We start from the raw sequence: 24,242 nt of genomic DNA on the forward strand, positions 1-24,242 counted from the left end.
TGACGACGCGGGCGGCACGCGCGCCGCCCGCGTCGTGCCGGCCCGCGCACCGTTCATCGCTCGACGGGGCGTCGCACGGTGCGCCAGTCCGTGCACCGTTTACCGCCCGCGCATACCGAGCCCGAGCGCCTTCATCCGCCGATACAGCGTGCGCTCGCTCATCCCGACCGCGTGGGCCAGCTCCTTGCGCGTACCGTCGAACGTGCCCGCGATCCGCACGAGCTCCGCGTCAGACACGCCGCGCGCTTGTGCCGCAAGCTTCTGCGGCGCGGCCGCCGCCGCGACCAGCTCGGCCGGCAGATGCTCGACGCGAATCGTCCCGTCGTCCGCGAACAGGCACGCGCGTTCGAGCACGTTGCGCAACTCGCGGATGTTGCCGGGCCATGCGTATGCGTCCAGGCACGCACGCGCGCCCTCGGTCAGCACGAACGGCCGGGCCGCGAACGGCCGGGCTCCGAACGACCGTGCGTTCGCGTCGCCGGTGCCGGCGCCCGCGTTCGCGATCCGCCGCAGGATCGATTCCGCCAGCAGCGTGACGTCGCCGCGCCGCTCGCGCAGTGCGGGCAGCTGAATCGGAAACGCATTGATCCGGTAGTACAGGTCCTGGCGGAATCGTCCGTCGTCGATCATCTCGCGCAACGGCTTGTGCGTCGCCGCGACGAGCCGGAAATCCGCGCGCAGCGCCTCGACGCCGCCGACCCGCCGGAACGTGCCCGACTCGATGAGCCGCAGCAGCTTCACCTGCATCGGCAGCGGCACGTCGCCGATTTCGTCGAGAAACAGCGTGCCGCCCTGCGCGGTCTCGACGAGCCCCGGCTTGCGCTGATTCGCGCCGGTGAACGCGCCCTTCTCGTAGCCGAACAGCTCGCTCTCGAACAGCGTCTCCGCGATGCCCGAGCAATCGACGACGACAAACGGCCCCATCGCGCGTTCGCTCGCCTCGTGCAGCGCCCGCGCGAACAGTTCCTTGCCGGTGCCCGACTCGCCGAGCAGCAGCACGGGCAACATCGACGGCGCGACCCGCTGCAGCGCGCCGAGCGCCGCATTGAACGCATCGGCGCCACCGACGAGCCCTTCCGCGCTCGGCTGCGCGGACGCGCTGCGCACCGTCGTCAGCCGCTCCACGTAAGCGACCACGTCGCCTCGCGCATCGAAGATCGGCCGCAATTCCACGTCGACGTGCTCGGGGCCGCGCGGCGTGTGGTGGATGTGCAGCACGCGGTTCAGGCTGCGCGACTCGAGCGCCTGCTTCATCGGGCAATGCTCGCCCGCCTGATCGCACGGCACGTCGTAGTGATGCGAGACCTGGAAGCAGTGCCGGCCCACGTGCTCGACACCAGCCACACCGAACTGGCGCCGGTACGCATCGTTCGCCGCGAGGATGCGGTAGTCGGGATCGACGACGATCGTCGGCTGCGGATCCTGCTCGAGATATGCGACGAGCGCGCGCACGTCGGGTGTCATGTCGCGCGACGGCGCGGGAACGATCGGAATGGTGTCGTGCGGATTCATGGGGATGCTCGATGCGAAGGAACTGACAAACTGCCAGCTGGCTGCCAATTCTGCCACGACACTGCCAGAGATGGCAGTCGACATCGACGACAGCCAGCCGGCCGTGCGCGCACCCGGCCGCGAGCGCCTCGAAAATCCGCGCAAAATCAAGCATCTGCGATATCGACCGGCGCGCCGGCCGCGACTGGCACGCTTCTTGATCAATGGAGTGCCAATTGCAGACGCAGAACCCGAGCGAGGACCCTCCGTGAGCCATGCCCCCATGATGTCGGTCGAAGGCTTTTTCGACCCGGCAACCCATACCGTCAGTTATCTGCTGCTCGACACGTCGAGCCGCGCATGCGCGCTCATCGACAGCGTGCTCGACTACGATCCGAAATCCGGCCGCACGCGCACCGCCAGTGCCGACCGGCTGATCGCCCGCGTCGCGGAACTCGGCGCGACCGTGCACTGGCTGCTGGAAACGCACGTGCACGCCGACCATCTGTCGGCTGCGCCGTACCTGAAGGCGCACGTCGGCGGCCAGATCGTGATCGGCTCGCACGTGCGCCGCGTGCAGCACGTGTTCGGCGCGCTGTTCAATGCCGGGCCGGACTTCGCGCACGACGGCCGCCAATTCGACCGCCTGCTCGACGACGGCGACACGCTCCCGCTCGGCGCGCTGACGATCCGCGCGCTGCACACGCCCGGCCACACGCCAGCGTGCCTGACCTACTGCGTCGACGACGCGACGCAGCGTGCCGCGTTCGTCGGCGACACGCTGTTCATGCCCGACTACGGCACCGCCCGCTGCGACTTCCCCGGCGGCGACGCGCGCACGCTTTACCGCTCGATCGCGCGCGTGCTCGCGCTGCCGCCCGACACGCGCCTGTATCTGTGCCACGACTACCAGCCGGGCGGCCGCGATGTGCAGTTCGCGACGACCGTGGCCGAGCAGCGCCGCGCGAACGTGCACGTGAAGGACGGCGTGACCGAGGACGATTTCGTCGCGATGCGCACCGCGCGCGACGCGACGCTCGACATGCCCGTGCTGATGCTGCCGTCGGTGCAGGTCAACATGCGCGCCGGGCACCTGCCCGGGCCCGAAGACAACGGCGTGCGCTACCTGAAGATCCCGCTCGACGCGATCTGAGCCGCCACCCTCACCCGGAGCCCCCGACATGAACATCCGCACGCTGACCGACCTGCTGTCGGTCTCGCCCCAGATCGCCGCGGACGACCTGCCCGCCGTGCAGGCGGCCGGCATCCGCACGATCGTCTGCAACCGCCCCGACGGCGAAGGCGCCGACCAGCCGACCGTCGCCGAGATCCGCGCCGCCGCCGCGCCGCTTGGCATCGCCGTCCATTACCTGCCCGTCGATACCGGCAAGGTGACCGACGAGCAGGCCGAGCAGTTCGGCGCGCTGGTCGCGACGCTCGCCGGCCCGGTGCTCGCGTATTGCCGCAGCGGCACGCGTTCCGCGACCCTGTGGGCGCTGTCGCAGGCTGGCCGCCGAGCGGCCGGTGACATCGTCGCCATCGCGGCCGCGGCTGGCTACGACCTCGGCGCGCTCGCGCCGCGTCTCGAACGAAGCGTCACGCAACGTACCGCGCACGAGCCGCGCGCCGCCGCACCGACCGTCGACGCACGGCACGACATCGTGATTGTCGGCGCGGGCGCGGCCGGCGTCGCGATCGCGTCGAGCCTGCTCGCGCGCGACGCATCGCTCGATATCGCGGTGATCGACCCGGCCGATACGCACTACTACCAGCCGGGCTGGACGATGGTCGGCGCGGGTGTGTTCCGGCCCGACACGACGGCGCGCCGGATCGCCGACCTGCTGCCGCGCGGCGTGAAATGGATCCGCGCGGCCGTCGCCGGCTTCGAACCCGACATGCACGCGGTCGTACTCGACGGCTGCCGGCGCATCGGTTACCGCAAGCTGGTCGTCTGCCCGGGGCTCAAACTCGACTGGCACGCGATCGACGGTCTCGCGGAAACCCTCGGCCGCAACGGCGTCACGTCGAACTATCGCTACGATCTCGCACCGTACACGTGGGAGCTGGTGCAGGCGTTCCGCGGCGGCGACGCGCTGTTCACGCAGCCGCCGATGCCGATCAAATGCGCGGGCGCGCCGCAAAAGGCGATGTACCTGTCGTGCGATCACTGGCGGCGCACGGGCCGCCTCGGCGCCGCGAACGTCGAGTTCCTGAACGCGGGCGGCGCGCTGTTCGGCGTTGCCGACTACGTGCCCGCGCTGATGGAGTACGTAAAACGCTACGACATCGCGCTGTCGTTCGGCCACAACCTCGTCGCGATCGACGGGCCCGCACGGCGCGCGACGTTCCGGCGCGCGTTGCCCGACGGCGGCACGGAGACCGTCGAGCGCGCGTTCGACATGATCCATGTCGTGCCGCCGCAGAAGGCGCCCGACTTCGTGCGCGCGAGCCCGCTCGCCGACGCGGCCGGCTGGATCGACGTCGATCCGGCGACGCTGCGGCACAAGCGGTTCGCAGACATTTTCTCGCTCGGCGACGTCACCAACACGACCAACGCGAAGACGGCCGCGGCCGCGCGCAAGCAGGCGCCCGTCGTCGCGCACAATGTGCTCGCGTCGCTGGGCCGCGCGCACGGAGACGCCGCGTACGACGGCTACGGTTCGTGCCCGCTCCCCGTCGAGCGCGGCAAGATCGTGCTTGCCGAATTCCTGTACGGCGGCAAGGTCGCGCCCACGTTTCCCGCGTGGCTGATCGACGGCAAGCGCCCTTCGCGGCTCGCATGGCTGCTCAAGGAGCGCGTGTTGCCGCCGCTCTACTGGAAAGCGATGCTCAAGGGCCGCGAATGGCTTGCGAAGCCCGCGATCGCACGTTGAGCGTAACCCGATGACACCATGCTGATTTCCCTTGTACTCGGCGGTTTCGTCGGTGCCGTGCTCGGCCTCACCGGCGCGGGCGGCGGCATTCTCGCGGTGCCCGCGCTCGTCGTCGGAATGGGCTGGCCGATGCAGCAGGCCACGCCCGTCGCGCTCGTCGCCGTCGCCGGCAGCGCGGCGCTCGGCGCGCTCGAAGGCTTTCGCCGCGGGCTCGTGCGCTATCGCGCCGCGCTGTTGATGGCCGCGGCTGGCGTGCCGCTCACGACGCTTGGCGTGAAACTCGCGCACGTGCTGCCGCAACGCGTGCTGCTGGCGCTGTTCGCGCTGACGATGCTGGTCGTCGCGGGCCGCCTGCTGCGGCAGGCGCTGCGCCATGCGCCCGGCGACGCGGACGAGTCGCCGCTGTGCGTCGGCCGCGTGAATCCTGAAACGGGCCGTCTCGTGTGGTCATGGCCGGTCGGGCTCGCGCTCGCGTCGACCGGCGCGGTGACGGGGCTGATGACCGGGCTGCTCGGGGTCGGCGGCGGCTTCGTGATCGTGCCGATGCTGCGCAAGTTGACGAACGTGTCGATGCACGGCGTGGTCGCGACGTCGCTGATGGTGATCGCGCTCGTCGGCACCGGCGGCGTGCTGGCGACGCTCGTGTCGGGCACGCGCGCGCCGCTCGACATGATGCTGTGGTTCACCGTCGCGACCGCGGTCGGGATGGCGATCGGCCGCAATGCGTCCCGACGCCTTTCCGCGCGGCACGTGCAAGCCGGCTTCGCGGCCGTGCTCGTGTGCGTCGCGCTCGGCTTGCTCGCGAAAGCGGCGGTCGGCGCATGAATCGGCATTGAGCGCCCGATCCGCAAAGCAAGACGCCCGGCCCGACTCGTCGTCGGCACCGGGCGTTTTTCGTTGCGTCGGCAGCACGCGGCGCGGGGCCGCGCGGGCCGCGCAGGCCGCGCAGGCCGTCAGGCCGCGAACGCCGCCAACCGCTTGCGCTCCTGGCGCAGCATCACGAAGTTCGCGATCACGACGCCGGCCGTCACCGCGATGATGAACAGCGTCGCGAGCGCGTTCATCTCCGGATTCAGGCCAAGGCGCACGCGCGAGAACACGACGAGCGGCAGCGTCGTCGAGCCGGGGCCCGACAGGAACGCCGACAGCACGAGGTCGTCGATCGACAGCGTGAACGACAGCAGCCAGCCTGCGATCAACGCCTGCGAAATCAGCGGCAGCGTGATCGTGAAGAACACCTTCAGCGGCGTCGCGCCCAGATCGAGCGCGGCTTCCTCGAGCGACGGGTTCAGCTCGCGCACGCGCGACTGCACGATGATCGCGACGTACGAGATGCACAGCATCACGTGGCCGAGCCAGATCGTGAACACGCCGCGCTCGGCCGGCCAGCCGATCCACTTCGCGAGCTCGATGAACAGCAGCAGCAGCGAAATGCCCTGGATCACCTCGGGAATCACGAGCGGCGCATTGATCATCCCGCTGAACAGCGCGAAGCCGCGAAAACGGCCCATCCGCGCGAGCACGAAGCCGGCCCACGTGCCGATGAACACCGACGCGAACGCGGTCAGCACGCCGATCTTCAGCGACAGCCACGCGGCCGTCAGCAGCTCGTCGTCCTGCGCGAGCGCCGCGTACCAGCGAAACGAGAAGCCCGACCACACGGTGACGAGCTTCGACTCGTTGAACGAATAGACGATCAGGCTGATGATCGGGATGTACAGGAACGCGAAGCCGGCGAACAGCGCCGCGAACTGCAGGTAGCGATTCGGCTTCATCGACGGCGGCCCTCCTGCTCCTTCGCCTGGAAGTGCTGGAACATCGCCATCGGCACGAGCAGCAGCAGCACCATCGCGCAGGTCACGGCCGACGCCATCGGCCAGTCTGCGTTGTTGAAGAATTCATTCCACATCACGCGGCCGATCATCAGCGTGTTCGCACCGCCGAGCAGTTCCGGGATCACGTACTCGCCGACCGCCGGGATGAACACCAGCAGGCAGCCCGCGATGATCCCGTTCTTCGACAGCGGCAGCGTGATCTGCACGAACGCCTTCCACGGCTTCGCGCCGAGGTCGTACGCGGCCTCGAGCAGACGCAGGTCCATCTTCACGAGATGCGCGTACAGCGGCATCACGAGAAACGGCAGGTACGAATACACCATGCCGATGTAGACCGCGTAGTTCGTGCGGTACAGCTCGATCGGCGTATGGGTGAGCCCGATCCACATCAGGAAGTTGTTCAGCAGCCCGTTGTTCTTCAGGATCCCGATCCATGCGTACACGCGGATCAGGAACGACGTCCAGAACGGCAGCATCACGCCCATCATCAGCAGATTGCGCGTCGCGGGATTCGAGCGCGCGATGTAGTACGCCATCGGATAGCCGATCAGCAGACACAGCAGCGTCGTGATCGCGGCCACCACCACCGAGTTCACGTAGGTCGCGAAATACAGGCTGTCGGTGAGCAGGAACGCGTAGTGCGACAGGTTCAGCGCGATGTGCACCACGCCGTCCGCGTACGACGCGAGCTCCGTATACGGCGGGATGCCGAGCTGCAGTTCCGCGAAGCTGATCTTCACGACCAGCACGAACGGCACGAGGAAGAACAGCACGAGCCACGTGTACGGCCCCGCGACGACCGCCGTCGCGCCCGTCAGGTTGAAGCGTCGCACCGGCCATGCGAAGAAGGACTTGAGCGCGCTCATGACGTCAGCACCACGCCTGCGGTCGCGCTCCAGCGCACGTAGATCTCGTCGCCGAGCGCCGGCGTATCGAGCTCGGTGATCGCAAGGCTCGACACGTTCGCGATCACCGTCTTGCCCGCGTCGAGCTTCACGTGATACAGCGAATAGCCGCCCATGTACGCGACGTTCGTGATGCGCCCGCGCGCCCAGTTGAATGCGCCTTCGGGCGGCTTGCGCGTGAGCGCGATCCGCTCGGGGCGCACCGACACCGTGACCGGCATCCCGAGCGGCCCCGTGATCCCGTGGCTCACGTACAACCGGCTCGGCAACTCCGGCGATTCGATGTACACGTGGTCGGGTTCGTCCTCGACGGTGACGCCGTCGAACAGGTTCGTCGAGCCGATGAACTCGGCCGAGAAGCGGCTGTTCGGATACTCGTAGACTTCGCTCGGCGAGCCGATCTGCACGATCTGGCCTTCGCTCATCACCGCGAGCCGGTTCGCCATCGTCATCGCCTCTTCCTGATCGTGCGTGACCATGATGCAGGTCACGCCGACCTTCTTCAGGATGTTGACGAGTTCGATCTGCGTGCGCTGACGGATCTGCTTGTCGAGCGCCGACATCGGCTCGTCGAGCAGCAGCACTTTCGGGCGCTTGACGAGCGAACGCGCGAGCGCGACGCGCTGCTGCTGGCCGCCCGACAGCTGATGCGGCTTGCGCTTCGCGTACTTGCTCATCTGCACGAGCTCGAGCGCGGCGGCCACGCGCTCCTTCAGCTCGGCCTTCGGCGTGCCTTCCTGCTTCAGCCCGTATGCGACGTTCGCTTCGACCGACATGTGCGGGAACAGCGCATACGACTGGAACATCATGTTCACGGGCCGCTTGTACGGCGGCATCTGCGCGAGGTCCTCGCCGTCGATCAGGATCTTTCCGGACGTGACCGTCTCGAGGCCGGCGAGCATCCGCAACAACGTCGACTTGCCGGACCCCGAGCTGCCGAGCAGCGCGAACAGCTCGCCCTGGCGCACCGTCAGGTTCACGTTGCGGACCACTTCGGTCTCGCCGAATTTCTTGACGACGTCGACGATCTGGACAAAGTTCTCGGCGCGCGCGGCGGCGCCGGTCGAAGGAACGAAGGACGGCACGCCCGCGACCGGCGCGCCCGACTGGCTATTCATGATGTGCTGCTTCTCTCCTGCGTTTGACGAACAAAGCCCCCGGGGGCACCAGGGGCTTCATGACTGCTGGCTCACTGCGGCTCGGGTCAGCGGCCCGATTTGAGCTCGGTCCACAGACGCGTCTGCAGACGCTGGATTTCGGGCGGCAGCGGCTTGAGCAGGAACAGCGTCTTCACGACGTCGGCCGGCGGGTAGACGGCCGGGTCGTTCGCGACATCCGGGCGTACGTACTTGCGCGCCTCGGCGTTCGCACTCGGGTAATACACCGCATTCGTGATCGCCGCGTGCACCTTCGGATCCTCGATGTAGTTGATCCACTGCAGCGCGGCTTCCTTGTTCTTCGCATCCTTCGGGATCGCCATCACGTCGAACCAGACCGGCGCGCCGCCCTTCGGGATGTAGTACTCGATCTTGTACGGCTTCTTCGCTTCGGCCGCGCGATGCTTCGCGATCACGACGTCGCCCGACCAGCCGTATGCGAAGCAGACGTCGCCGCCGACCAGGTCGTTGATGTAGCCCGACGAGTTGAATTGCGTGATGTACGGGCGGATCTTCTTCAGCACGTCCATCGCGGCCTTGTAGTCGGCCGGGTTCGTGCTCATCGGATCCTTGCCGATGTAGTGCAGCGCGGCCGCGAACATCTGGTCCGGCGCGTCGAGCACCGACACGCCGCAGCTCTTCAGCTTCGACAGGTTTTCCGGCTTGAACAGGATGTCCCAGTTATCGAGCGGCACCTTGCCGAGCGCCTGCTGCGCCTTCGTCAGGTTGTAGGCGAGACCCGTCGTGCCGTATGCCCAGGGCACCGCGTACTTGTTGCCCGGGTCGGCGCCGGCGACGAGCGCCATCAGTTGCGGATCGAGGTACTTGAGGTTCGGCAGCTTCGACTTGTCGAGCGGCGTGAAGATGCCGGCAGCGATCTGCTTGCCCGCGTAATTGCTGGTCGGCACGACGATGTCGTAGCCCGAGCTGCCCGTCAGCAGCTTCGCCTGCAGCGTGTCGTCGCTGTCGTAGTTGTCGTAGCGGACCTTGACGCCCGTCTGCTTCTCGAAGTTCGGGATCGTGTCCTTCGCAATGTAGTCCGACCAGTTATAGATATTGAGTTGCGTATCCTTCGCCGCCGCCGCCGATGCACCCACGCACAGCGCAAGCGCTGCGAACCGGCCCACTACCTTTGCCTTCATCCCGTTCTCCCTCCGGCCGGACCGTGTGTCCGGCTGCCGTCTGCCTCGTCATGGCGGCGCGTTCTGGCGCGCCGCCCCTCGAAAACCCCGAACGCTACCATCATTCGCGCTCCGTCACAAAAAAATCATGACCGTGTCGCGCAAACGGAACAGATTCCCGCTGCCGGCCGGTCGTGCGGCCCGCGCAGCGGGGCGTTCCGGGGGAATTCTATCGGGTAATCGGCGGCTGTCCATCAGGAAAACAAAGCGGCGCCGAAGCCGGCCGCCGCCCGCGCGACCGGGCCGCGTCGGCCGATGCATTAAAATGACGCCCTGACGATTTCACGGCGCGACCCTTCCGATGGCATCCAATCTCCATGACCTGCCCGACAGCCCCTGCATCGGCGTCTGTTCCACCCTCTTCGACGAAGTCTGCAAGGGCTGCGGCCGCACCGCCGCCGAGGTATCGAACTGGGTGTTCCTGAGCGACGACGAAAAACGCGCGATCTGGGAGCGCATCACGCGCGACGGCACCGCGATGCGTTTCCAGTACGACAAGCTGTAATTCCGCGCACACAAAAAAAGAGCGGCATGCCAACTGCCATGCCGCCAACCCCAACTCTGTTCCCGTGCGCGCGCGCTGCGTCTAGAACTTCATCCCGACGCCCACGCCGACGATCAGCGGATCGATGTGCAGCGTGCCGATGCCCTTGTCGCCGAGCGTCGCGTCGGTGCTCATCCAGATCTTCTTCACGTCGACGTTCATGAACACCTTCTTCGTGAGCTGCACGTCGACGCCGAACTGCAGTGCCGGACCGAAGCTGCTCTTGTTGATCGACACGCCCTCCCCGCCGACGTTGAGCCCGTTGTTGTAGAAGTACGTGTAGTTCAGGCCTGCGCCGACGTACGGACGCACCTTGCCCGCATGATTGAAGTGGTACTGGAGCAGCAGCGTCGGCGGCAGCACGCCGACGCCGCCGAGATTGCCAAGGCTCGACGTCATCTGGTGACGCGACGTGCCCAGAATCAGCTCCACGCCCAGGTAGTCGCGGATCATGTACGTGAAGTCGAGCTCCGGCACGATCGCGTTGTTCACGCCGGTGTTGATCGCGCCGAGCGTGTCGCTCGCGCGCTCGTTCGGCTGGATGCTGATCGCGCGCAGCCGTACCAGCACGTCGCCCTGGTTGATCCCGTCACCCGGCGATGCCGCGTACGACAGCGACGGCATTGCTACGACGGTGGCCGCGACAGCGGCGGCGGTGACACATGTTCGAATGGTTTTGTGCATGATGCGGACCCTTGAAGAATTGATTCCATTCTCTACGTAGGGTCTTTGCCTCATCTTGATATTCATCAAGCCAGCGTAAACATCGGACGCTTTGTCGCAGGCTCCGCCGCACGGCCCGTCAGCAGCAGGTCGAGCAGGTCGCGCACGCTGCGGATCGCGTTGCCGAACGGCAGTGCTTCGCGGCCGCGAAAGAACAGGCCGTTCGCGACGTCGCCGCGCAACGCGGCCGCGAGCCGCGTGTCGATGCAGAAGTGGCCGAACTTCTCGATGCCGTCGCGCAGGCCGCACACGCTCAGGCATTCGAGGGCCGTCGGGCAGCGCTGCTTGAACGCACCGAGCTTGTCGCGAATGCGCGTTTCGTTGCGCAGGTAACGATCGAGCCACGGCGTCTTCACCGCGCGCGCGGGCAGCCCCGTCACGCTGACGAATTCGACGATGTCCTCGGGCTGCGCATCGGCCAGCACGCGCTTGAAGTTCGGGTGCGCGTCGCCCTCTTCCGTCACCGCGAACGGCGTGCCCACTTGAACGCCGTTCGCGCCTGCCGCGAGCGCCGCGCGCACCGTGTCGTGACTGTTGATGCCGCCTGCGACGATCAGCGGAATCGTGTCGCGCGCGATGCCGAGCGATGCCATCACCTGCGCGGTCTCGTCGAGCACCCGCGCGAAATCGAAGCGCGCGTCGTTCATGTCGTCGATCTGCGTGACGCCGAGGTGCCCGCCCGCACGCGCCGGATGCTCGATCACGATCGCATCGGGCAGCCGGCCCTTCTTCATCCACTTCTTCAGCACCAGCGCGATCCCGCGGCTGTCCGACAGGATCGGAATCAGCGCGATGTCGCGGCCCTGCGTGAGGTCGGGCAGATCGAGCGGCAGGCCGGCGCCCATCACGATCGCGTCGGCGCCCTCGTCGCATGCGACGCGCACGTAGTCCGCATGCGCGCTCACCGCCTTCATCACATTGACCGCGATCATCCCGCGACCTTCGCTGTACGTCTTCGCGAGGCGGATCTCCCGGGCGAGTGCGTCGAGGTTCGCGGCCTCGAGCGTCGCGCGGTCGGGGTTCGCGCGGCAGCGCGCGAGCAGGTCCGCATGGTGATGACGCAGGTCGATGCTCGCGATCGTGCCGAGCGCACCTTCGCGTGCGACGCTGCCCGCGAGACGGTGCGCGGAGATCCCCACGCCCATGCCGCCCTGCACTACGGGCAGCAACGTGCGGCCGCGGATCGTGAGCGGCGGGAAGGAAGTGCGTGCGGTCATCTGGAGCCTCGTCGAAACATCGGAAATCGGAACCGCGATGATCGACGATCCACCGGCGCGCACCTTGACGGCCGTCAATAAAAAAACGGCACGCGAGCGTGCCGTTGCGGGGCCTGGGCAATCTGGCGACGGTCAGGCCGGATGCCCGTGTTTCAGCTGCATCGACTTGTACTCGAGATACTCTTCGAGCCCGTACACGCCGTTCTCGCGGCCGTGCCCCGACTGCTTGTAGCCGCCGAACGGCGCGGCCGCGTTCCACGTGCCGCCGTTGATGTCGACCTGCCCCGTGCGGATGCGCCGCGCGACACGCATTGCGCGTTCGTCACTGCCCGCCCACACCGCGCCGCCGAGCCCGTACGGCGAATCGTTCGCGATCCGCACCGCTTCCTCTTCATCGCGATACGTGATGATCGACAGCACCGGCCCGAAGATTTCTTCCTGTGCGATCGTCGATCTCGGATCGACGCGCCCGAACACCGTCGGCTTCACGAAGAAACCCTTGTCGAGCCCTTCCGGCAGACCGGTGCCGCCCGTCACAAGCTCCGCGCCGTCGTCGATCCCGCGCTGGATGTAGGCGTGCACGCGCTGCTGCTGGGCGGCCGATGCGAGCGCGCCGAGGCGCGTCGTTTCGAGCCGCGGATCACCCGCGACGTACGCTTCGGCCGCCGCCTTCGCAAGCGCGCGAGCCTCTTCGTAGCGCGCTTCGGGCACCAGCATGCGCGTATGCGCGGAGCACGTCTGCCCCGCGTTCAGGTAGCACGCATTGACCGTACCCTTCACAGCCGCCGCAAAATCGGCATCGTCGAGAATCACCGACGCCGACTTGCCGCCCAGTTCGAGCGCGACGCGCTTCACACCCGCCGCAGCGAGTTCGGCCACGCGCTTGCCTGCGCGCGTCGAGCCGGTGAACGAGACCATGTCGACGTCCGGGTCGGTAGCCAGCGCCTCGCCGACGACAGGGCCGTACCCGCACACGAGGTTGAACACGCCCGGCGGCAGGCCGGCTTCGTGAATCGCCTCCGCGAGCATGAATGCGTTGAGCGGCGCGACTTCGGACGGCTTCAGCACCACCGTGCAGCCGGCCGCAAGCGCCGGCGCGACTTTCAGCGTGATCTGGTTGAGCGGGTAGTTCCACGGCGTGATCGCCGCGACGACCCCGACCGGCTCGCGCACTACCAGCGAGTTGCCGACCTTCGCCTCGAATTCGAACGATTCGGCGAGCTTCGCATATGCGTTCCAGTTGTAGATCGGGCCGCCGACCTGGATCGCGCGAGACAGCTTGATCGGCATCCCGACTTCGCCGGTGATCGACTGCGCGAGTTCCTCGCTGCGCGTCTGCAGGCGCTCGACGATTTTGCGCAAGTAGCCGGCGCGCGTCGCGGCCGGTGTTGCGGCCCATCCATCGAATGCGGCACGCGCCGCACGGACAGCGTGCTGCGCGTCCGACGCGACGCCTTCGGGAATCCGCCCGATCACGGCCTCGGTGGCCGAATCGATCACGTCGATCTTGCTTGCTCCGTCCGGTTTGCGCCATGCGCCGTCGATGTAGAACTGATCGTAGATTTTCATCGCTTCCTGTCTCCCGGAAAACGGCCATTCTAACGAGTGTCGCGCGCCCCGGCGGCAACACCTTCGCGCAGCGCGAGCTCCCGTGCGAACGCTGCACGAGCGTGGGCGCACTGGCTCCCGGCGGCGGTTTCTGCGCGCTTTCGGCATCCGCGCCACGCCGGCGCGCCACGTGGCCCGCATCGTGCTATGTTTTTAATATCGGCGCCGGCCGCTGCACGCCGCGCCACCCGGAATCGATGCTTTCGTGAGCGCTGCCATGACCGACGCATCCCCCAACCTCGGCTCGCAAGATCGCCTGGAACTGCTGTGCTGGCTTACCTGCGGCAATCTCGGCGCGTATTACCTGAACGAATGCTGGCCCGATGCAGCGTTCCAGGTGCAGGCCGCGCACCGCTGGCTGGACCGCCATCACCGGCACGCGGACTGGCTCGCGATCGCGAAGCTGGCCGCCCTTGCGCAGGACATCGCGAAGCGACACGCAGACTTCGTCGACGCATCATGGGCGCGCGACGCAGTCGAGGAAATCGTCGATACCGACGACCTCGACTACCGCGCGAAACTCGTGCAATGGGTGTACGAAGACTGCTGCAAGGCGCTCGCCGACAAGCGGCTGGCCGACTGAGCGCCGGTGCGAGCGCCGCGGCGCGCCGTCACGCGATCGGCAACCGCTGCGTCGACTTCAACTGGCGCAGCGACAGGTTCGAGCGAATGCTCAACACGCCCGGCAGTTTGCGCAGCACCTTTTCGACGAAATGGCTGTAGTCGTCGAGATCGGCGGCCACGACTTGCAGCAGAAAATCCGCTTCGCCGGTCGTGTTGTCGCACGCGAGCACGTTCGGACTCGCCTCGATCAGGCGCTCGAATTCCGCCGTCACTTCCTCGCCGTGCTGCGTACAGACGATCTGCACGAACGCCATGACGCCGAACCCCAGCTTCCGGCGGTCGAGCCGCGCGTGATAGCCGGCGATCAAACCGGCTTCCTCGAGCCGTCGGAGCCGGCGCCAGCAGGATGACTCGCTGAGCGAGAACGCTTCGGCGAGCCGCGCGTTCGATACGCGCCCGTCCTGCTGCAGCATGTCCAGCATCCCGCGGTCGATTCGATCCAATTGTTCCATGATGAAAGCTCCTTGCGGCGAACGCGTGCCAGCGGCAAGGCTATCTCAGGAACACCCGTTTCTCAATCGAAAAGCGAAGGAAAAATCCGCCTGTTCGCGGCTATATTGAAACAGTCATTCCAATACGGAGGAGAGAGTGAAAGCAATTGTCTATGAAGCGTTTGGCGCGGCGCCGCGGCTGATGAACGTCGACGATCCCGCGCCCGCGCCCGACGGCGTCGTGATCGAGGTCAAAGCAACGGGCGTGTGCCGTAGCGACTGGCACGGCTGGATGGGGCACGACCCGGACATCGTGCTGCCGCATGTGCCGGGCCATGAACTGGCAGGCGTCGTCGTCGCGGCCGGTAAGTCGGTCACGCGCTGGAAGGCGGGCGACCGCGTGACGGTGCCGTTCGTCGCCGGGTGCGGCCACTGCCCGGAATGCCACTCGGGCAACCAGCAGGTATGCGAGCAACAGTTTCAGCCCGGCTTCACGCACTGGGGTTCGTTCGCAGAATACGTGGGCATCCATCATGCGGACCTGAATCTCGTACGGCTGCCCGATGCGCTCGATTTCCCGACCGCGGCGAGCCTCGGATGCCGGTTCGTGACGTCGTTTCGCGCGGTGGTCGACCAGGGCCGCACGTCGGCCGGCCAATGGGTCGCCGTGCACGGCTGCGGCGGCGTGGGTCTGTCGGCGATCATGATCGCGAATGCGATCGGCGCGAACGTGGTCGCGATCGACATCTCGGATCGCGCGCTCGCGCTGGCGCGCTCGGTCGGCGCGGCGGCGACCGTCAATGCGTCGGAAGTCGCGGACGTTGTCGAGGCGGTGAAGGAGATCACGCGCGGGGGCGCACATGTGTCGCTCGATGCGCTCGGCCATCCGGACACCTGTTTCAACTCGATCAGCAATCTGCGCCGCCGCGGCAAGCACGTGCAGGTCGGGCTGATGCTCGGCGAGCATGCGGCCCCTGCCGTGCCGATGAGCAAGGTCATCGCGCACGAACTGGAGATACTCGGCAGCCACGGGATGCAGGCGCATCGTTACGACGCGATGCTGGATATGGTGCATGCCGGCAAACTCGCGCCGAGCCGGTTGATCGGCAAGGAGATCCGGCTCGGCGAGTCGATCGACGCGCTGATGAACATGAACCGGTTCGAAGGCGCAGGCGTGACGGTCGTGACGGACTTTTCGCGTTGATCGCGCGTGCGCGAGCGATGCAGGACACCGCGGTTCCCGATTCCGCATGCTGAATCGGGCACGCATGACGGCCGCCGCGCACGCGTGACGCGGCGGGCATCGCGCGGTGGACGCGCAAGGATCCGGCCACGATGGCCGACGAACACGGTGCGCGAATGCGAAAAAGCCCGCCAGGCTTGCACCCGGCGGGCTTCCGTCACGTTGGAGCGGGCGTGGCCGCCCGGGCGATTATTCCTGCCCCTGGCTCGCGAGGAAATCCTCGTAATTCCCGCCGAAGTCGAACAGCGTGCCGTCCGTGCGCACTTCGATGATCCGGTTCGCGAGGCCGCTGACGAATTCGCGGTCGTGCGACACGAAAATCAGCGTGCCTTCGAACTGCTCGAGCGCGATCTGCAGCGATTCGATCGACTCCATGTCCATGTGGTTGGTCGGCTCGTCCATCAGCAGCACGTTGTGGCGGCCGAGCATCAGCTTGCCCCAGATCATGCGGCCCTTCTCGCCGCCCGACAGCACCTTCACCGACTTCTTGATGTCGTCCGACGAGAACAGCAGGCGGCCCAGCGTGCCGCGCACCATCGTTTCGTCGTCGCCTTCCTTGCGGTACTGGTCGATCCAGTCCATCAGCGTAATGTCGTCCGGGAACTCCTCGTACGTGTCCTGCGGCATGTAGCCGACGTTCGCGTTCTCGGCCCACTTCACCGTGCCGTGATCGAGCGGCAGGTTGCCGAGCAGCGAACGCAGCAGCGTCGTCTTGCCCGCGCCGTTCTCGCCGATGATCGCGATGCGCTCGCCCGGCTGCACCGACAGATTGAAGTTCTGGAAGATCGTACGCTCGTACTTCTTCGTGATTTCTTCGGCGACCACCGCAACGTTGTGCAGCTTCTTGTCGAACTCGAAGCGGATGAACGGGTTCTGCCGCGACGACGGCTTGAATTCCTCGATCTTGATCTTGTCGATCTGCTTCGCGCGGCTCGTTGCCTGGCGCGCCTTCGACTTGTTCGCCGAGAAGCGGCGCACGAAGTCCTGCAGCTCCGCCACGCGTTCCTTCGCGCGCGCGTTCGCCGCCGCCTGACGCTCACGCGCCTGCGCCGATGCGAGCATGTAGTCGTCGTAGTTGCCCGGCCAGACCTTCAGCGTGCCGTAGTCCATGTCGGCCATATGCGTGCACACCGAGTTCAGGAAGTGACGATCGTGCGAGATGATGATCATCGTCGAGTTGTACTCGTTGAGCGTGTGCTCGAGCCAACGGATCGAGTTGATGTCGAGGTTGTTGGTCGGTTCGTCGAGCAGCAGCACGTCCGGCTTCGAGAACAGCGCCTGCGCGAGCAGCACGCGCAGCTTCCAGCCCGGCGCGACGTCGGCCATCGTGCCGTTGTGGAACTTCTCCTCGATGCCGATGCCGAGCAGCAGCGCGCCCGCGCGCGCCTCGGCGTCGTAGCCGCCGTATTCGGCGAACTTGCCTTCCAGCTCGGCCGCGTGCATGTAGTCGTCGTCGGTGGCTTCCGGGTTCGCGTAGATCGCGTCGCGCTCGGTCATCGCGGCCCACATCTCGGTGTGGCCCATCATCACGACGTCGAGCACGCGCACGTCTTCATACGCAAACTGGTCCTGGCGCAGCTTGCCCAGACGCACGTTCGGCTCCAGCGCGACGTTGCCGGCGCTCGGCTCGAGGTCGCCGCCGAGGATCTTCATGAAGGTCGACTTGCCACAGCCGTTCGCGCCGATCAGACCATAGCGGTTGCCCTCGCCGAATTTGACCGAGATATTCTCGAACAAGGGCTTCGGCCCGAATTGCATCGTGATGTTGGCAGTAGAAAGCACGGCAGGTCCCGTAAGAGAGAAATCGACGGAAAACCGTGTATTTTAGCAGGTGTCGGAGAAACTGCCGACCGCACCGCCGCGGCGGCCTCGCGCACGTGTCGCGCGCCGCCGCTCACCCCCGTCAACACGACGGCGCGCGCGTCGTCGCCGTCATACCGGAAACCCGCATGCCCGCCAGCCAGCTTCGCGACCAACTCGTCGGCGCATGGCGCCTCGTGTCCTATGAAGTCCGCCCGCGCGACGGCGGCACCATCACCTACGCGCTCGGCCGCGACGTACGCGGCTGGATTCTCTACACGCCGGACGGCTATATGTCCGCGCAGTTGATGGCAGCCGGCCGGCCGCCCTATGCCGACGGCGATCTGCACGGCGGCAGCCGCGACGAACGCGCCGCCGCCGCGCGCGGCTATGTTGCGTATTCAGGCCCTTTCAACGTTGACGACAACGGGACGCTGACGCACGAGATGGACGTGAGCCTGTTTCCAAACTGGATCGGCAACGTCCAGCAGCGGGTCGTCAGCGTCGAAGGCAATCGCCTGCAGCTCGGCACGGCCAAGCCCGTGGTCGTCGACGGCCGGCAGGTCGACGCGGTGCTCGTCTGCGCGCGCGCGCGCCGCTGAAGCGCGGCGGTCGGACAGCGGAACCACGAGCGCGCCGTCGAGGCCGCTACCGGGGCTGCGGCGCCGCCGGCATCGCGACAGACGCCGCCGGTGCGTGTGTCGTTCCGGATCCCGATCCGCCGTCGCGCGTCACTTGCCGGCCTTCGCCGCCCCCTTCTGCGCGGCCTTCGCGTTCATCTGCCCGAACAGCTGCGAGCACGGCACGTCGCGGTTGTTGCTCGGCGCGATCAACGGGATCAGCGCCGCGAACGGGTTGATCAGCCCGAGCCCGACCATCGCGCCGGCGCGCAGCGCGAGCGCGCCCGCCTCGACGCCAACCTTCGGATTCTTGAACGTGCCCTTCGCGTAAAGCGGCGAGCGCAGCGAAAAGATCCGGAAACCCTTCGTGTGCGGATGGATCTTCAGGTCGAGCGATTCGTCGCGCAGGTTGATCGGGCCGTCCACGTTGATCAGCGCATCGTCCGTATCGAGCGCGAAGACCTTCGGCTGGAGCAGCCCGTCGTTCGCGACGAAATCGATCGCCGCGCAATTGATGTTCACGTCGCGGGTGCCGAACAGCTTTTCGTAGACGACATTCGCGACGTTCAGGCCCGCCGCCTCCATCAGCAGGAGGCTGATGCGGCCGTCCGTGACGAGCGCCTTCACTTCGCCGGTCGACGTGGCCGCGAGCGCGGCCGGCGAATTGCCGGTCGCCGACAGCGATGCGTCGCCGTTGATCTCGCCGAGTGCAGTCTGCATGACCTTCTGCGTCGGGAACAACTGCTTGAGTTTCAGGTGGCGCGCGGTCAGCGTGAAGCGCCCCTTCAGCGGCGTGCGGCTGCCGTCGAGATGCGCATTCGTCGCAAGCGTGCCGCCCGCGACGCCGAACTGCAGCGGCTCGAGCGTCAGCACGCCGTCCTGCAGCAGGATGTGCGTGTACAGGTTCGTGATCGGCAGTTGCGGGCTCTTGATCAGCTTGCGCCCGGTGAACTTCACGTCCGCGTCGATCGCGCTCCAGCGCTCGGTGCGGAACGCCGCAACCGGCAACACGCGGTCCGGCGGCTGGCGCGTCGTGTCGCCGCGCTTGGCCTTGCTCGCGGCTGAATCGGCGCCGATCACCGGCGCGAGGTCGGAGAACTGCAGCAGGTTCGACACGAGTTCGCCCGACAGCTTCGGCCGCGGCTCGCGCTGCGCCCACGTCAGCGTGCCCGCGAGATCGCTGCCGCCCACGCGACCGTGGAAGTTCTCGTAGCGGAACGTGCTCGCCTTCTGCTTGATCTGGCCGATCAGGCGCCCCTCGGTCGCGTACGGCGGCGTGTCGGGCAGCGTGATGCCGGTGAGCTGGTACAGATGCGACATCGACGTGCCCTGCAGCCACAGCCGCAGGTCGATCGCCGCCAGGTGCATCGGATCGGTCAGCGTGCCGACGATCGCGAGCCGCGTGTCGCCGGCCTTCACGTCGGCCTGCAGCGGGAACGGCTGCGTCGCATTCTCGATCGCCAGCACACCGCCCACCTTGCCGGTGCCGGTGATCGGCACGTTCTTGTAGCGGCCATCGACCTTCAGGCCGAACGCGTAGATCGGGCCGGCCGGCTGCACACGCGCGGCGGCGCCCGATGCGCCGCTCGCGCCGGCGGCAGCCGCACTCGCCGATGCGGACGAAGCCGCGGCAACGGGCGCAGCGGCGGACGCGCGCGCCGACGCGGCCGCAGGCACTTCGCTCGCACCTTGCGCCGCTGACGCACCGGACGCGGCTTCCGCGTTCGCCTTCGCCGCGAGTTGCGCGGCGCCGCGCTTGCCGACACGCTGCGCCGATGCCGCACGCGACTTCTGTTCCTGCTCCTTGAGCACGTCACCGAGCGGAACCGGCTGGCCGAGCGTATCGATCCCGATCGTCAGATCGGCCTTGGTGATTGCGTCTCGATAAACGACGGTCCCCTTCGCGAACGCGAAGCTGTCGAGCCGTACTTTCCATGTCTTCGGTTGGCCCGACTGCTTGAACTGGAAGGTCCACGTGTTACGACCGTCGGCGAGCCGTTCGAGGTCGACGGCCGGGTTGACGACGTCGATCGACGGAATGACGATCTGGTGGGTGAGGAGCGGAAGAATCGCGAGATCGAAGTGCGCGGCGTCGAGCGTGACGAACTTGGAGCCCTTCGCCCAGTCGGGGTTCCCGATCTCCAGCCGGGTGGCCGAGATGCGAGGCCAGGGCACCCATGCGCGCCAGCCTGTTTCGCTCTGCGGGCGGCGCCAGTCGACCCTGAGGTCGCCGTTGATCGCAAACGGACGGCCAAGCGCGGTGCTCACATGTTCGTTGACCCACGGTTTCGCGCGGTTCCAGTCGAACGTGACAATGAAGACGCCGGCAGCGACGATGATCAGTGCGACGATACCGACGATCCATGCAGCGGTCTTGCCGATGGTTCGGGTGAGCGTCATGGCGGTTCCGTTGTTGTTCTGCAGAAGTTGCACGCGACATCGGGCTGTTGCATACGCGCGCGGAGCACGAAGCACGACATCGGCGGCTTTTCAATGGTTATTATGACGCACGCCGCCGCAACGCCTCGGCGCCATTAACGCTTTTTTTCATTTGTGACATGACAGCCCCCCACGGTCTCATCGACGCACAGCGCATCACGCGCCGCGACGCACGCACCGGCAAGACCTTGCTGACGCCGACCGATTTCAGCCTTGCCGCGGGATCGCGAATTGCTATCACGGGTCCGTCGGGCTCAGGCAAGAGCGTGCTGCTGCGCGCGCTCGCGCTGCTCGATCCGCTCGATGGCGGCCAAGTGCTGTGGCGCGGCAAGCGCATCAGGCGCGGCGCGATTCCGCGCTACCGACGCAGCATCGCGTATGTGCGCCAGCGCCCCGCTCAGATGGACGGCACCGTCGACGCGCAATTGCGCTATCCGTACTCGCTCGCGGTCTATCGCGACGCGACGTTCGACCGCGCGCGCGTCGAAGCGCTCGCCGCGCGTGCGGGGCGCGGCGCCGATTTTCTCGACAAGCGTGCGAGCGATCTGTCGGGCGGCGAAGCGCAGATCGCCGCGCTGCTGCGCGTGCTGCAGCTTGACCCCGACGTGCTGTTGCTCGACGAGCCGACCTCCGCGCTCGATCCCGATTCCACGCGTGCGATCGAAGCGCTCGTCGACGCATGGTTCGACGCAGCATCCGATGCGCGTGCATACATGTGGATCTCCCACGATCCGGCGCAGGCCGCGCGGATCGCGACGACGCGGCTCGTGATGCAGGCCGGCGTGCTGCAAGCCGCAGCCTCGACGGAGGGTGCGCAATGAGCCCAGCGCTGCAGGATCTGAGCCTCGTCGACGTCGGGATCGCCGCCGCGCTCGTCGCGGTGAATGGCGCGATCTCGGCCGCGCTGTCGCTCGGCCTCGGTCGCCAGCTCGCGCTGGCCGCCGTGCGCACCGTCGTGCAGTTGCTCGCGATCGGTTACGTCCTCGGCTGGGTGTTCGGCCATCCGCACTGGACGGTCGTGCTGCCGCTCACCGCACTGATGACGCTGATCGCAGGTTTCGCGGGCGCCGCGCGCGGCAAGCACGCGTACCGCGGGCAGCGCATCGACAGCATCGCGTCGATCTGGGTCAGCAGCTGGCTCGTCGCGGCGATCGGCCTGTTCGTCGTGATCCGCATTCACCCGTGGTACGAACCGCAATACGCGATCCCGATTCTGGGGATGATTCTCGGCAATACGCTTACCGGCGTGGCGCTCGGCGTCGAACGGATGATGGACGAGCTCACCGCGCGGCGCGACCGTGTCGAGACCGCACTCGCACTCGGCGCGACGCGCTGGGAAGCCGCGCAGGACGCCGCGCGTCAGGCCGTGCGCGCGGGCATGCTGCCGACGTTGAATCAGATGGCCGTCGTCGGCGTCGTAAGTCTGCCGGGGATGATGACCGGCCAGGTGCTGGCCGGCCAGTCGCCGCTGCAGGCCGTGCGCTATCAGATCGTGATCATGTTCCTGATCGCCGCGGCGTCGGCGCTCGGCACCGTCGGCGCGGTACTGATGACGTATCGCCGGCTGTTCTCGGCCGATCACCGGTTTCTTGCCGCGCGGCTCGAGGAACGCACGCGCTGACGCGCGACGCCGCGGCGCATGCGGCGTACGGGCAGTGCGCCGTCGGCGCGCGGTGCCGCGTTTGCCGACGGCCCCGCGCAACATACGGCTCGTCCCGATACTCGTTGCGCGCGCACCGGCTCAGTGCTTGATCGACACGGTCACCTTCGTGCCGTCGCTCATCGTGACCGATTTCGACCCGCCATTCGTCGAAATCGACACCCACTTGACCTGGCTCACCGACACGACGTCCGGACACTGCAGCGTCTTGCCACCCGCGCTCACGTTGCGTGTGCCTTTCGGCGCGGCGGCCTGGAAGCTCAGTTGCACGTTCGCGATCCCCTTCGCGTCGACCGACGGCGCGAGCCGCACCTGGGTCTGGCGCACCATCGCGCCGTTCTCGTCGCGCGGCAGGCTGTCGGCGCTCGGGCAACCGTCCTGCATCGCGACCGCACCGCCCGGCGGCACCGACTTCCAGTTGAAGTCGTCCGTCTCGCCCGAGCGGATCTTGCGCGTCTCCTGCATATTGCCGAAGGTCTTCGAATCGACCTTGACCGTGTATTCGAGCTGCCCCGTCCCGCCGCCCTTCAGGCTGCCTTTGACCGGCGGCGCCGCGAATACGCTTGCGCTTACGCATGCCGCCGCGAACACGGCCGACCACGATACGGCGACTGACAAGCTGCGTTGGCTCATGCTGACCTCCTTGTAATGCGGCGGCACGCGCGTGCCGCGCGGTTTTCGATGCATGATGCGTTGCCAGTCTACCGCCAAGCGGCATGCAATGCGCCGCAAACGCATCGGGTGTTACCCCGCTTGCGTTCGCGGCCGCGCATCCCGTACGCGCGATGCCCGATCAGAAGCCGCTCAGCACCAGCTTGCCGATCGCGCGCCCGGCCTCGAGCATCTGATGCGCGCGCCGCACGTTCGCCGCGTTGATCGTGCCGAGCTGTTCGCCGAGCGTCGTGCGCAGCGTGCCGTCGTCCACGAGCCGCGCGACCTCGGTGAGGATCTTGTGCTGCTCGATCATGTCCGGCGTCTCGAACATCGCGCGCGTGAACATGAACTCCCAGTGGAACGCGGCGCTCTTCGCCTTCAGCAGTTCGACCGGGACCGGCTTCGCGTTCTCGACGATCGTGCAGATGCCGCCCTGCGGCCGGACGACTTCCGCCGCGGCAGGGAAATGACGGTCCGTGTCGTTGAAGATCAGCACGTAATCGACGTTCGGATGACCGATGTCACGCAATTGCGCGGGCAGGTCGCCGAAGTGGTCGACCACGTCGTCCGCACCGAGCGCACGCACCCATTCGGCCGATGCGGGCCGCGACGCGGTCGCGATCACGCGCAGCTTCCCGAGCGTCTTCGCGAGCTGGATCGCGATCGAGCCGACGCCGCCCGCCCCGCCGATGATCAGCACCGACTTGCCCGCATCGGCGCCCTGCGGCGACACGCGCAGCCGGTCGAACAGCGCCTCCCACGCGGTCAGCGCGGTGAGCGGCAGCGCGGCCGACGCCGCAAAATCCAGCGTGCGCGGCTTGTGCGCGGCGATCCGCTCGTCGACCGCATGGAATTCGCTGTTCGCGCCGGCGCGCGTGATGCTGCCCGCGTAGAACACCGCGTCGCCCGGCCGGAACAGCGTGACGTCGGCGCCCACCGCGACGACCGTGCCGGCAGCATCCCAGCCCAGCACGCGCGGGCTCTCCTCGACCTGCGGCTTCGGCGCGCGGACCTTGGTGTCGACCGGGTTCACGGAAATCGCCTCGACCTTCACGAGCAGGTCGCGCGGGCCGGGCTCGGGTTGCGGCACGTCGACGTCGAGCAGCGCTTGCGGGTCGTCGATCGGCAGGTAACGGGTCAGTCCAACTGCTTTCATAACGGTAGCTCCTATCGTGTCCAGGAAATTCGGTCGGGCCGCGGCGCAGCCCATGAACGCCATCGTATGGCGCCCGATCCT

At 67.2% G+C, this 24,242-nt stretch carries 22 protein-coding genes; 9 read left to right on the forward strand and 13 right to left on the reverse strand.

The features are described 5' to 3' along the window. Positions 1-99: 99 nt before the first annotated feature. Positions 100-1,512 (reverse strand): sigma-54 interaction domain-containing protein, encoded by a 1,413-nt coding sequence (locus tag WK25_RS08500; protein ID WP_069241423.1) that lies wholly within the window; start codon positions 1,510-1,512, stop codon positions 100-102. 262 nt (positions 1,513-1,774) lie between these two features. Here WK25_RS08500 and WK25_RS08505 point away from each other — a divergent pair, with 262 nt between their 5' ends. The 3 genes from WK25_RS08505 to WK25_RS08515 are packed head-to-tail and all read left to right on the forward strand — an operon-like array spanning position 1,775 to position 5,189. Beyond that, positions 1,775-2,644, forward strand: coding sequence for an MBL fold metallo-hydrolase (locus tag WK25_RS08505; protein WP_264162708.1), 870 nt, complete (start codon positions 1,775-1,777; stop codon positions 2,642-2,644). A gap of 28 nt (positions 2,645-2,672) precedes the next feature. Beyond that, complete coding sequence (locus tag WK25_RS08510) at positions 2,673-4,364, forward strand: bifunctional protein tyrosine phosphatase family protein/NAD(P)/FAD-dependent oxidoreductase (RefSeq protein WP_069241424.1); 1,692 nt, start codon at positions 2,673-2,675, stop codon at positions 4,362-4,364. An 18-nt stretch (positions 4,365-4,382) separates the two neighbouring features. Continuing rightward, complete coding sequence (locus WK25_RS08515; protein WP_040144239.1) at positions 4,383-5,189, forward strand: sulfite exporter TauE/SafE family protein; 807 nt, start codon at positions 4,383-4,385, stop codon at positions 5,187-5,189. Between the two features lie 128 nt (positions 5,190-5,317). Here WK25_RS08515 and WK25_RS08520 read toward each other — a convergent pair whose 3' ends face one another. The 4 genes from WK25_RS08520 to WK25_RS08535 form a co-directional block, all read right to left on the reverse strand. Next, on the reverse strand, positions 5,318-6,139 hold the full coding sequence (locus WK25_RS08520; protein ID WP_040144240.1) for an ABC transporter permease subunit: 822 nt from the start codon (positions 6,137-6,139) through the stop codon (positions 5,318-5,320). After that, positions 6,136-7,065 carry an ABC transporter permease subunit gene (locus WK25_RS08525; RefSeq protein WP_040144241.1) on the reverse strand — a complete coding sequence of 310 codons (930 nt, stop codon included), beginning with the start codon at positions 7,063-7,065 and terminating at the stop codon, positions 6,136-6,138. The genes WK25_RS08520 and WK25_RS08525 overlap by 4 nt, the downstream gene beginning before the upstream one ends. Continuing rightward, positions 7,062-8,222, reverse strand: a complete 1,161-nt coding sequence (locus WK25_RS08530) for an ABC transporter ATP-binding protein (protein WP_040144242.1) — start codon at positions 8,220-8,222, stop codon at positions 7,062-7,064. The genes WK25_RS08525 and WK25_RS08530 overlap by 4 nt, the downstream gene beginning before the upstream one ends. Before the next feature lie 86 nt (positions 8,223-8,308). Beyond that, the gene (locus WK25_RS08535) at positions 8,309-9,403 is read right to left on the reverse strand and encodes a polyamine ABC transporter substrate-binding protein (protein ID WP_069241425.1); all 1,095 of its coding nucleotides are present in this window, start codon (positions 9,401-9,403) and stop codon (positions 8,309-8,311) included. A gap of 340 nt (positions 9,404-9,743) precedes the next feature. Here WK25_RS08535 and WK25_RS08540 point away from each other — a divergent pair, with 340 nt between their 5' ends. After that, positions 9,744-9,947, forward strand: a complete 204-nt coding sequence (locus WK25_RS08540; RefSeq protein WP_040144244.1) for a DUF1289 domain-containing protein — start codon at positions 9,744-9,746, stop codon at positions 9,945-9,947. 81 nt (positions 9,948-10,028) lie between these two features. Here WK25_RS08540 and WK25_RS08545 read toward each other — a convergent pair whose 3' ends face one another. The 3 genes from WK25_RS08545 to WK25_RS08555 all read right to left on the reverse strand — a co-directional run bounded on the left by WK25_RS08545 (position 10,029) and on the right by WK25_RS08555 (position 13,495). After that, positions 10,029-10,670, reverse strand: coding sequence for an OmpW/AlkL family protein (locus WK25_RS08545; protein WP_040144245.1), 642 nt, complete (start codon positions 10,668-10,670; stop codon positions 10,029-10,031). Positions 10,671-10,735: 65 nt separating this feature from the next. Continuing rightward, the gene (locus WK25_RS08550) at positions 10,736-11,926 is read right to left on the reverse strand and encodes an NAD(P)H-dependent flavin oxidoreductase (protein ID WP_069241964.1); all 1,191 of its coding nucleotides are present in this window, start codon (positions 11,924-11,926) and stop codon (positions 10,736-10,738) included. 132 nt (positions 11,927-12,058) lie between these two features. Further along, the gene (locus WK25_RS08555) at positions 12,059-13,495 is read right to left on the reverse strand and encodes an aldehyde dehydrogenase family protein (protein WP_040144246.1); all 1,437 of its coding nucleotides are present in this window, start codon (positions 13,493-13,495) and stop codon (positions 12,059-12,061) included. 256 nt (positions 13,496-13,751) lie between these two features. Between WK25_RS08555 and WK25_RS08560 the strand changes: the two genes are divergently transcribed. Then, positions 13,752-14,117, forward strand: coding sequence for a hypothetical protein (locus WK25_RS08560; protein WP_040144247.1), 366 nt, complete (start codon positions 13,752-13,754; stop codon positions 14,115-14,117). A gap of 28 nt (positions 14,118-14,145) precedes the next feature. On the opposite strand, the gene WK25_RS08565 is transcribed toward WK25_RS08560, so the two are convergent. After that, positions 14,146-14,610, reverse strand: a complete 465-nt coding sequence (locus tag WK25_RS08565) for an Lrp/AsnC family transcriptional regulator (protein WP_040144248.1) — start codon at positions 14,608-14,610, stop codon at positions 14,146-14,148. Between the two features lie 136 nt (positions 14,611-14,746). Between WK25_RS08565 and WK25_RS08570 the strand changes: the two genes are divergently transcribed. Continuing rightward, positions 14,747-15,793 (forward strand): zinc-dependent alcohol dehydrogenase family protein, encoded by a 1,047-nt coding sequence (locus tag WK25_RS08570; protein ID WP_059544056.1) that lies wholly within the window; start codon positions 14,747-14,749, stop codon positions 15,791-15,793. A 228-nt stretch (positions 15,794-16,021) separates the two neighbouring features. Here the strand turns inward: WK25_RS08570 and WK25_RS08575 are convergent, their stop codons facing one another. Further along, positions 16,022-17,614 carry an ABC-F family ATPase gene (locus tag WK25_RS08575; protein ID WP_040144250.1) on the reverse strand — a complete coding sequence of 531 codons (1,593 nt, stop codon included), beginning with the start codon at positions 17,612-17,614 and terminating at the stop codon, positions 16,022-16,024. Between the two features lie 167 nt (positions 17,615-17,781). Here WK25_RS08575 and WK25_RS08580 point away from each other — a divergent pair, with 167 nt between their 5' ends. Next, entirely contained in the window at positions 17,782-18,234 is a 453-nt protein-coding gene (locus tag WK25_RS08580) for a lipocalin-like domain-containing protein (protein WP_069241426.1), read from the forward strand. Positions 18,235-18,363: 129 nt separating this feature from the next. Here WK25_RS08580 and WK25_RS08585 read toward each other — a convergent pair whose 3' ends face one another. Further along, positions 18,364-20,652: an AsmA family protein gene (locus WK25_RS08585; protein ID WP_069241965.1), complete on the reverse strand. Its 2,289-nt coding sequence runs from the start codon at positions 20,650-20,652 to the stop codon at positions 18,364-18,366. Positions 20,653-20,810: 158 nt separating this feature from the next. Between WK25_RS08585 and WK25_RS08590 the strand changes: the two genes are divergently transcribed. Together WK25_RS08590 and WK25_RS08595 are read left to right on the forward strand one after the other, a co-directional pair. Continuing rightward, positions 20,811-21,512, forward strand: coding sequence for an ABC transporter ATP-binding protein (locus WK25_RS08590; RefSeq protein WP_069241427.1), 702 nt, complete (start codon positions 20,811-20,813; stop codon positions 21,510-21,512). Then, complete coding sequence (locus tag WK25_RS08595) at positions 21,509-22,312, forward strand: ABC transporter permease (RefSeq protein ID WP_040144253.1); 804 nt, start codon at positions 21,509-21,511, stop codon at positions 22,310-22,312. The genes WK25_RS08590 and WK25_RS08595 overlap by 4 nt, the downstream gene beginning before the upstream one ends. A gap of 120 nt (positions 22,313-22,432) precedes the next feature. Here the strand turns inward: WK25_RS08595 and WK25_RS08600 are convergent, their stop codons facing one another. Further along, positions 22,433-22,984 carry a DUF6013 family protein gene (locus tag WK25_RS08600; protein ID WP_040144961.1) on the reverse strand — a complete coding sequence of 184 codons (552 nt, stop codon included), beginning with the start codon at positions 22,982-22,984 and terminating at the stop codon, positions 22,433-22,435. A 160-nt stretch (positions 22,985-23,144) separates the two neighbouring features. Then, positions 23,145-24,161 carry a zinc-binding alcohol dehydrogenase family protein gene (locus WK25_RS08605; protein WP_040144254.1) on the reverse strand — a complete coding sequence of 339 codons (1,017 nt, stop codon included), beginning with the start codon at positions 24,159-24,161 and terminating at the stop codon, positions 23,145-23,147. Positions 24,162-24,242: the final 81 nt, after the last annotated feature.

The organism is Burkholderia latens (genome assembly GCF_001718795.1).
GTDB classification, from domain to species: domain Bacteria; phylum Pseudomonadota; class Gammaproteobacteria; order Burkholderiales; family Burkholderiaceae; genus Burkholderia; species Burkholderia latens_A.

Coding starts and splice junctions, on each gene's coding strand:
- WK25_RS08500 (WP_069241423.1), bottom strand. CDS start 1,512: ATGAATCCGCACGACACCATTCCGATCGTTCCCGCGCCGTCGCGCGAC.
- WK25_RS08505 (WP_264162708.1), top strand. CDS start 1,775: ATGATGTCGGTCGAAGGCTTTTTCGACCCGGCAACCCATACCGTCAGT.
- WK25_RS08510 (WP_069241424.1), top strand. CDS start 2,673: ATGAACATCCGCACGCTGACCGACCTGCTGTCGGTCTCGCCCCAGATC.
- WK25_RS08515 (WP_040144239.1), top strand. CDS start 4,383: ATGCTGATTTCCCTTGTACTCGGCGGTTTCGTCGGTGCCGTGCTCGGC.
- WK25_RS08520 (WP_040144240.1), bottom strand. CDS start 6,139: ATGAAGCCGAATCGCTACCTGCAGTTCGCGGCGCTGTTCGCCGGCTTC.
- WK25_RS08525 (WP_040144241.1), bottom strand. CDS start 7,065: ATGAGCGCGCTCAAGTCCTTCTTCGCATGGCCGGTGCGACGCTTCAAC.
- WK25_RS08530 (WP_040144242.1), bottom strand. CDS start 8,222: ATGAATAGCCAGTCGGGCGCGCCGGTCGCGGGCGTGCCGTCCTTCGTT.
- WK25_RS08535 (WP_069241425.1), bottom strand. CDS start 9,403: ATGAAGGCAAAGGTAGTGGGCCGGTTCGCAGCGCTTGCGCTGTGCGTG.
- WK25_RS08540 (WP_040144244.1), top strand. CDS start 9,744: ATGGCATCCAATCTCCATGACCTGCCCGACAGCCCCTGCATCGGCGTC.
- WK25_RS08545 (WP_040144245.1), bottom strand. CDS start 10,670: ATGCACAAAACCATTCGAACATGTGTCACCGCCGCCGCTGTCGCGGCC.
- WK25_RS08550 (WP_069241964.1), bottom strand. CDS start 11,926: ATGACCGCACGCACTTCCTTCCCGCCGCTCACGATCCGCGGCCGCACG.
- WK25_RS08555 (WP_040144246.1), bottom strand. CDS start 13,495: ATGAAAATCTACGATCAGTTCTACATCGACGGCGCATGGCGCAAACCG.
- WK25_RS08560 (WP_040144247.1), top strand. CDS start 13,752: ATGACCGACGCATCCCCCAACCTCGGCTCGCAAGATCGCCTGGAACTG.
- WK25_RS08565 (WP_040144248.1), bottom strand. CDS start 14,610: ATGGAACAATTGGATCGAATCGACCGCGGGATGCTGGACATGCTGCAG.
- WK25_RS08580 (WP_069241426.1), top strand. CDS start 17,782: ATGCCCGCCAGCCAGCTTCGCGACCAACTCGTCGGCGCATGGCGCCTC.
- WK25_RS08585 (WP_069241965.1), bottom strand. CDS start 20,652: ATGACGCTCACCCGAACCATCGGCAAGACCGCTGCATGGATCGTCGGT.
- WK25_RS08590 (WP_069241427.1), top strand. CDS start 20,811: ATGACAGCCCCCCACGGTCTCATCGACGCACAGCGCATCACGCGCCGC.
- WK25_RS08595 (WP_040144253.1), top strand. CDS start 21,509: ATGAGCCCAGCGCTGCAGGATCTGAGCCTCGTCGACGTCGGGATCGCC.
- WK25_RS08600 (WP_040144961.1), bottom strand. CDS start 22,984: ATGAGCCAACGCAGCTTGTCAGTCGCCGTATCGTGGTCGGCCGTGTTC.
- WK25_RS08605 (WP_040144254.1), bottom strand. CDS start 24,161: ATGAAAGCAGTTGGACTGACCCGTTACCTGCCGATCGACGACCCGCAA.